7 protein-coding genes are annotated in these 6846 nt (G+C 61.1%); 4 read left to right on the top strand and 3 right to left on the bottom strand.

The features are described 5' to 3' along the window. Positions 1 to 157 precede the first annotated feature (157 nt). The 3 genes from AADA04_RS07880 to AADA04_RS07870 form a co-directional block, all read right to left on the bottom strand. A complete protein-coding gene (locus AADA04_RS07880; RefSeq protein WP_340692709.1) occupies positions 158 to 781 on the bottom strand; it encodes an ATP-dependent Clp protease proteolytic subunit in 624 nt (207 codons plus the stop codon). A 118-nt stretch (positions 782 to 899) separates the two neighbouring features. Then, on the bottom strand, positions 900 to 1811 hold the full coding sequence (locus AADA04_RS07875) for an alpha/beta fold hydrolase (protein ID WP_340692708.1): 912 nt from the start codon (positions 1809 to 1811) through the stop codon (positions 900 to 902). 65 nt (positions 1812 to 1876) lie between these two features. Further along, positions 1877 to 2470, bottom strand: coding sequence for a uracil-DNA glycosylase family protein (locus AADA04_RS07870; protein ID WP_340692707.1), 594 nt, complete (start codon positions 2468 to 2470; stop codon positions 1877 to 1879). Between the two features lie 47 nt (positions 2471 to 2517). Between AADA04_RS07870 and AADA04_RS07865 the strand changes: the two genes are divergently transcribed. From AADA04_RS07865 to rlmJ, 4 genes are all read left to right on the top strand, one after another. Then, positions 2518 to 3414 (top strand): pirin family protein, encoded by an 897-nt coding sequence (locus AADA04_RS07865; protein ID WP_340692706.1) that lies wholly within the window; start codon positions 2518 to 2520, stop codon positions 3412 to 3414. A gap of 95 nt (positions 3415 to 3509) precedes the next feature. After that, positions 3510 to 3914 carry a hypothetical protein gene (locus AADA04_RS07860; RefSeq protein ID WP_340692705.1) on the top strand — a complete coding sequence of 135 codons (405 nt, stop codon included), beginning with the start codon at positions 3510 to 3512 and terminating at the stop codon, positions 3912 to 3914. Between the two features lie 157 nt (positions 3915 to 4071). Continuing rightward, the gene (locus tag AADA04_RS07855; RefSeq protein ID WP_340692704.1) at positions 4072 to 5814 is read left to right on the top strand and encodes a M28 family metallopeptidase; all 1743 of its coding nucleotides are present in this window, start codon (positions 4072 to 4074) and stop codon (positions 5812 to 5814) included. Positions 5815 to 5898: 84 nt separating this feature from the next. Continuing rightward, positions 5899 to 6696: a 23S rRNA (adenine(2030)-N(6))-methyltransferase RlmJ gene (rlmJ, locus tag AADA04_RS07850; protein WP_340692703.1), complete on the top strand. Its 798-nt coding sequence runs from the start codon at positions 5899 to 5901 to the stop codon at positions 6694 to 6696. The last annotated feature ends 150 nt before the right edge of the window (positions 6697 to 6846 follow it).

Genomic DNA, 6846 nt, shown 5'->3' with positions numbered 1-6846 from the left:
GAATCGCCTGAGCCGTTTTGCTTGGTCATGCCGTCCTCAATGCCGGGTAAGGTTTAACGGGGCCTTTAAGCGCCCTCACCCGGTTTCTTAATATGACAATAAGGGTCATGGCCCACCCTGCAAGAGGCGGGCCGCAATTGATGGGGAGCGTCGCCGCCTATTTTTCGTCCTCGGTGTCGCGGCGCTCAAACACCTTGTCGACAATGCCGAACTCGACAGCCTCTTCCGCCGTCAGGAACGTATCCCGGTCGAGTTTACGCTCGATCACGTCATATTCCTGACCGGTATGCTTGACGTAGATATTGTTGAGACGCCGTTTCAGGTCGATAATATCCTGCGCGTGGCGCTCGATATCTGTAGCAACGCCTGAGTATCCGCCCGATGGCTGGTGCAGCATCACACGGGCATTGGGCAGGCACGTGCGCATGTCATGCTCGCCCGCAGCCAGCAGAAGCGAGCCCATGCTGGCCGCCTGGCCGAAGCAGACGGTCGAAATCGGGCAGCGAATATATTGCATCGTATCGTAGATCGCGAGGCCCGACGTAACGTAGCCACCGGGGCTGTTAATATACATCGCGATGTCTTTTTTCGGGTTCTCGGACTCAAGAAACAGCAGCTGCGACGTAATCAGTGCGGCCATGCTGTCGTCAATTCCGCCCGTGACGAAAATGATTCGCTCTTTCAGAAGGCGCGAAAAGATATCAAACGCCCGCTCCCCCCGGCTGGTCTGTTCCACCACCATGGGAACAAGGTTGAGGGCAGTCTGGTACGAACTCGTCATGAAATCAGGCCTCAGGGCTGGCTGTCAGGAATCTCTATTCCGCCAGAACTGGCAGAATGACCTATATTTGTCCACGCGTGACTGACCGCAAGGGGGTTTGGGCTGTGGAATGCGCGCTTCAGCGCCACGGCCATTCCAACCCGCCACTTGGCAAGGGCGATGACGGGTCCCTCATGAACGCGAGATAGTCAGCTTGTACGGATTCGGCCTGCAGGTCTCGCAAGAGCATATGATAGCCGTTCGGATAGTACACGGTTCGAACGCCGTCCGGCAGGCTTTTCGTTGTCCGTTTCACGCCCGCAGGCGGTATAACGAAGTCGTTTGCGCCATATGACAGCAAGGTCGGCAAGCCGGCCGGCAGTCGCCCGGCCCGCATGTGGGCTGTCTCCATCAGGCTGACGACGCCATACACCTGGTCGATCCGGTTGAAGGGCATCATCAGCGGGTCAGACCATGTCCGCTGCAGCATTTCGACATTGTCTGATGGCTCGATCTTCACCAGTCGGCGAGGCGGCTTCACGATCCAGCCCGGGCGCGTGTGTGTTGAGGCCCATAGGCTCGCCTTGTAAACAGGGTTCATCGCGCCCCATCCTCGCAGGCCGGGCCCGGACGCGATCAGCCTGTCGGCTGCCGGGGGCCGGTCCGATCCAAACGCGCTCATGGCGACAGACCCACCCATCGATATGCCCACCACGGTTATCACTGCCCTGGGATGCCTTGCCCGCGCGATCCTCACGGCCGTGCGCAGGTCCTCGCGCATCAATTCCTCTTCGGGCCATATTCCGCGGCCCGGCGACCGGCCAAACCCGCGCTGGTCATAGGCATAAGTCGTCACGCCATTCTCTGCCCAGTAAGGCGCTGCCATATGGAAGGCGTTCGCATAATCGTTCATGCCGTGGACGCCGACAACAACAAGTTCGGGAGTCTCGACACCCTGGGCTGGCCAGACCGTGAGGCCCAGTCTCGCGCCGTCGTCAGCGACGAACACATGATTTTCGGGATCGAAGCGCGGCGTGTCCGGTGCTGACATCAGGAAGGCCCCCTGGGTTAAGGGATGGGTGCAACTGGCAACCGCGAAAGCCGCGATCAGGAGCGTCAGGAGTCCAAGGCATCCCGCACGGCGCGCCGTAGTTCCGGCAGCACGTCGGCATCGAACCAGGGATTTCGCTTTAGCCATGCAGTGTTTCTCCAACTGGGGTGCGGTATAGTGATCATACGCTCACTCGTAAAGGCCTTCCAGTTCCGGACCGTTTCCGTCAGCGACGTCCCGGCCCGTTTGCCGAGATGCCATTTTTGCGCATAGCCTCCGACAAGAATGCTCACCTTGAGGTCCGGCAATTGCGCAAGCAGGCCTGCCCGCCACGTTTCCGCACAGCGCTTCATCGGCGGCAGGTCGCCGCCCTTTTCATCATTGCCCGGAAAGCAGAACCCCATCGGTACGATGGCGACGCGCGACGAATCGTAAAACTCGGCCTCGGTCACTCCCATCCAATCGCGCAAGCGAACACCCGACGGATCGTTGAACGGTGTGCCCGTCACGTCCGCCAGGTTTCCCGGGGCTTGTCCGGCTACCAGTATTCTCGCGCTGCCACTCACCTGCAGCACAGGGTTCGGCGCACGGCGCATCTCATGCTCACACAGTCGGCACGCCCGGATCTGATCAAGATATGATTTGAGATTGTCCGTCATGTGGCCATATTTGAGCATGGATGCAGCGCAGGAAAGGCTTTGGTCCCATGGCTAACGAAATTGTCAGGAAGATAGAGCCGCGTGCACGCGATCTTGGTGGTGGTTTCCGGGTCCGGCGTGTGCTGCCACACCACGCGCACAAGATGGTCGGGCCTTTCATCTTCTTCGACCATTTCGGTCCGGTGGCGTACGCGCCGGGCGACGGGTTTGACGTGCGTCCGCACCCTCATATCGGCCTCGCCACAGTCACCTACCTGTTCGACGGCGCGATCCGCCATCAGGACAGCCTGGGTACCGACCTTGTCATCCGCCCGGGCGCCGTGAACTGGATGACCGCCGGCCACGGCATCGTCCATTCCGAACGCACACCGATACCCGAGCGCGACGCCGGCCAGAGCATGCACGGCCTGCAGACCTGGGTCGCCCTGCCAGCCAGCCACGAGGCAATGGCGCCGTCTTTCGTCCATCACGCCGCCGAAACGCTGCCCGTGTTCAAGGAGAACGGTGCTGACATCCGGGTCCTTGCGGGAGAAGCCTGGGGCCACCACTCGCCAGTCGAATTCCCGTGGCCGATTCTCTATGTCGCGATCGAAACGCCAGATGGCGCCAGCCTGACACTGCCTGCAAATCTCGCGGAGGAGCGTGCGCTCTATCTGGTGTCAGGCGGCGTCCGCGTCGATGGCGCGCTTGTCGAAGAAGGCGTCATGCTCGTCCTCACGCCGGGCAATGACATTCTGGTGGAGTTCCTGCCGGGCACGAAAGCCGTGGTTTGCGGCGGCGCACCGATGGATGGGCCCCGAAAAATTGACTGGAATTTTGTTGCATCCGATGCGGGCCAGATCGAGCAGGCGAAGCAGGACTGGATCGAATCCACGCAATCACACGGAACAGACCGATTTCCACTGGTTCCGGGTGACGAGGCGGAATGGATCCCCCTGCCCTGAAATCGCCGCATTTGATTGAGACGCCCGCGTCAGGCGAATTCCGGGAAGGGCGTTCGTCATACACAAGACAATAAAGTCTCAGAGAGGGTGAATCCATGAACATCAAACTTATCGCCGGTGCCGTTGCATCAATGGCTATGCTTGCCGCGTGCGCAACACCAACCGTTGCCGAATCCGAAACCGCTGCCAGCCTCGACGCCGCTGCGGCAGACGTTTCCGCAGACGTGGCTGCTGACGCAGCTGACGTCGCCGAAGAAGCTGCCCCTGCCGCTGCAGTGGCTGAAGAGGCTGCTGTTGAAGCCGCTGTCGCGGCTGAAGTCGCTGAAGTCACCGAAGACGCAACCGTCGCTGCAGAAGCTGCTGACGTTGCAGAAGACGCCGCTGAAGCTGCTGCCGATGCTGCAGCAGTCGCAACCGATGTCGCTGCTGATGCAGCGGAAGAAGTGGCTGAAGAAGCAGCCGAAGAAGCTGAAGCTGCTGCCGAACAAGCTGCTGAATAGCATCTGATAAACGACAAGACGATTGAAGGCGGGTTACAGCGATGGAGCCCGCCTTTTTGCTGGGCGTCGTAAATCGGCTGAGTCTTGAAGCCAAACGCTCGCCATGCCAGACCCTGTTCCAAATCCTACAAGACGCCCATTGGAGGGGCAGACATCCATGAAACATCTCGCACTCGCTGTGTCGTTCATTGCGCTCGCCGCATGCGGCGGCCCGAAGCAGGAAGCACCTGTTGAAGCGCCTGTCGCCGAAACACCCCCCGCTGAGACACTGCTCATTCCGCTGCCTACCGACACAACAGCCGATATCAATGCGGGCGATCTGGCCGTACGTATAAAAACGCTGGCCGACGACACGTTCGAAGGTCGGGGACCCGGCACGCCGATTGGCGAATCAGCTGCCGCCTGGATCGGCGCCGAAATGGCGCGCATCGGCCTCCAGCCCGGTGGCGACGATGGCACCTATTTCCAGAAGGTCGCAATGGTCAACCAGACCATCGACCCGACGCAATCCTTCCTCACTTTCACGGCTCCGGACGGCACGGAAATGCCGACCGTCCTGAAGGAAGATTCGGTCATCTGGACCAAACACCAGGATTCCACGACAATTTCGTTCGCCCCGTCCGATGTCGTCTTCGTCGGCTACGGCGTTGTCGCGCCGGAATATGACTGGAACGATTATGCCGGCCAGGACGTCACCGGCAAGACAGTGGTCATCCTCGTGAACGACCCCGGTTTTGCCACCGGCAATCCGGACCTCTTCAAGGGCAAGTCCATGACCTATTACGGTCGCTGGACGTACAAGTTCGAAGAGGCTGCCCGCCAGGGTGCCGCCGCCGCAATCATCGTGCATGAAACAGAACCAGCCTCTTATGGCTGGGACGTCGTGAAAAACTCCTGGTCCGGCGCACAGTCGGATCTCGTTCGCGCCGATGGCGGCGCCGACCGCGCCCTGATGGAAGGCTGGGTCAGCCGTGCCATGGCCGAAAAGCTCGTCACCTCCGCCGGCAAGGATTTTGAGGCGCTGAAAACCGCCGCAAAAACGCCCGGCTTCCAACCGGTCCCGCTGACCGGCGTCAAGGCGACCGGAGAAATCGTGCAAATGATCGAAAATCTCGACAGCCGTAACGTGATCGGTGTCCTTCCGGGCGCGACCACACCAGATGAGTATGTGCTCTACACGGCGCACTGGGATCACCTCGGCAAGAAAACCGGCCAGAAAACCGGCGCCCCGGGCGAAGACTTCTACGACGACCAGATCTTCAATGGTGCTGTCGACAACGCAACGGGCGCTTCGGCTCTGCTCGAGATGGCAGAGGCTTTCGCTGCCGCGCCGCATGATCGTTCGCTGTTGTTCGTCTCGGTGACGCTTGAGGAGTCCGGCTTGCTCGGCTCCGAATATTTCGCCGAGCACCCGACAGTGCCGCTCAACCAGATCGTCGCTGGCGTGAACATGGACGGCGCACTGCCCCTAGGCCGCACGCACAACATGGTTGTGATTGGTTATGGCGCATCCGAGCTTGAGGACCGCCTCGCGGCGATCCTGAAAGCAAATGACCGCGTCATTACGCCGGACGGCAAGCCTGAAGCCGGATACTTCTACCGGTCGGACCATATCTCGCTCGCCAAGCGCGGCGTACCGATGCTCTATGCCGACGGTGGTGAAGACAAGCTTGAAGGCGGCGTTGCTGCTGGCAAGGCCGCAGCGGCGGCCTATACGGCCGAGCGCTACCACAAGCCGATGGACGAGTATTCCGACGATTGGGACCTCTCCGGCTTCACCGAAGACATCCAGGCGCTCTATGCCGTCGGTGAAGGCATCGCCGACTCTGCCGACTGGCCAACCTGGTATCCGGGCAACGAGTTCGAGGCCGCCCGCAAGGAATCGCTCGCGTCCGAATAGACGCGACCGACCAAACGTCTTAGTCCCGGATGGCCCTGACGGTCGTTCGGGACTATTTCATTCTGACGCCAGAAAGACCCCTCCATGCTTTCCTACCAACATGGCTATCACGCAGGAAACCGCGCCGACGTGCTCAAGCACGCCGTCCTTCACACATTGCTCGGACACATCGCGACGGCCGGAAAGCCGGTCCTCTATGTCGAAACGCATTCCGGACGCGGACACTATGACCTGACCGGCGAACAGGCCCGCAAGGGTGGCGAAGCGGAAACCGGCATCCTGGCGTTGCACCGTGGCAAGCCGCCCCGCGCCCTGAAGCCCTGGGTGTCGCATGTCGAAGCCTGCGGCATGACAAACTATCCGGGCTCGCCCGACCTCGCGCTTCAGCTGTTGCCGCCAACAGCCCGCATGGTGTTCTTTGAAAAGCATCCCGCAGAATACGCCGCATTGGAAAAAGCCGTCGGCCATGACCCCCGCGTCCAGGTCAAGCATTCCGATGGCTATTCGGGCGCGCTGAAACTGTCGCCCCGGGGCGGCGAGCAGATGGTCTGCTTTGTCGACCCGAGCTATGAGACCAGCCGCGACATCGACGCGCTTGCCCTCTGGACGCCCCGTGCGCTGAAGCGCTGGCCGCAAGGGATCCTGATCCTCTGGCTGCCGCTCTTCCGGGACGGCCGCGAAGCAGAGTTTGGTGAATACCTGTCCGGCCTGGACGACTGCATCATCGCCGGCGCCAGATGGCCGGTCGACGTCAATGACGAAAGCGCGCTCGAAGGCTCCGCCGTCGTCGCCTTCCGAGCCCCCGCGGCCGCCAGTGACCCGAGCCACGCCATCGCCGCCGCGATCCAGTCCTGGTGGTCGTCGCCGGCAGCCAACGCATGACCCGCGTCCTCCTGATCGGAGGAGGACACACGCACGTCGTGGCGCTGAGGCATCTTGCCCGGCACAAACCTGCCGGACTGGACATTCATCTCGTCAGCCCGGACCCCACGACATCGTATAGCGGATTGTTGCCTGGCCACATCGCCGGAC

This window comes from Hyphomonas sp. (assembly GCF_037969335.1).
In the GTDB taxonomy this organism is placed as follows: Bacteria; Pseudomonadota; Alphaproteobacteria; order Caulobacterales; family Hyphomonadaceae; genus Hyphomonas.
Note: the sequence above shows the minus strand (reverse complement) of the source record. Positions and strands in the feature narration are given on the sequence as shown.

Excerpts from the sequence above, each read along its gene's own strand:
- AADA04_RS07870 (WP_340692707.1), bottom strand. The coding sequence starts at position 2,470 with ATGACGGACAATCTCAAATCATATCTTGATCAGATCCGGGCGTGCCGA.
- AADA04_RS07855 (WP_340692704.1), top strand. The coding sequence starts at position 4,072 with ATGAAACATCTCGCACTCGCTGTGTCGTTCATTGCGCTCGCCGCATGC.
- AADA04_RS07860 (WP_340692705.1), top strand. The coding sequence starts at position 3,510 with ATGAACATCAAACTTATCGCCGGTGCCGTTGCATCAATGGCTATGCTT.
- AADA04_RS07880 (WP_340692709.1), bottom strand. The coding sequence starts at position 781 with ATGACGAGTTCGTACCAGACTGCCCTCAACCTTGTTCCCATGGTGGTG.
- AADA04_RS07875 (WP_340692708.1), bottom strand. The coding sequence starts at position 1,811 with ATGTCAGCACCGGACACGCCGCGCTTCGATCCCGAAAATCATGTGTTC.
- AADA04_RS07865 (WP_340692706.1), top strand. The coding sequence starts at position 2,518 with ATGGCTAACGAAATTGTCAGGAAGATAGAGCCGCGTGCACGCGATCTT.
- rlmJ (WP_340692703.1), top strand. The coding sequence starts at position 5,899 with ATGCTTTCCTACCAACATGGCTATCACGCAGGAAACCGCGCCGACGTG.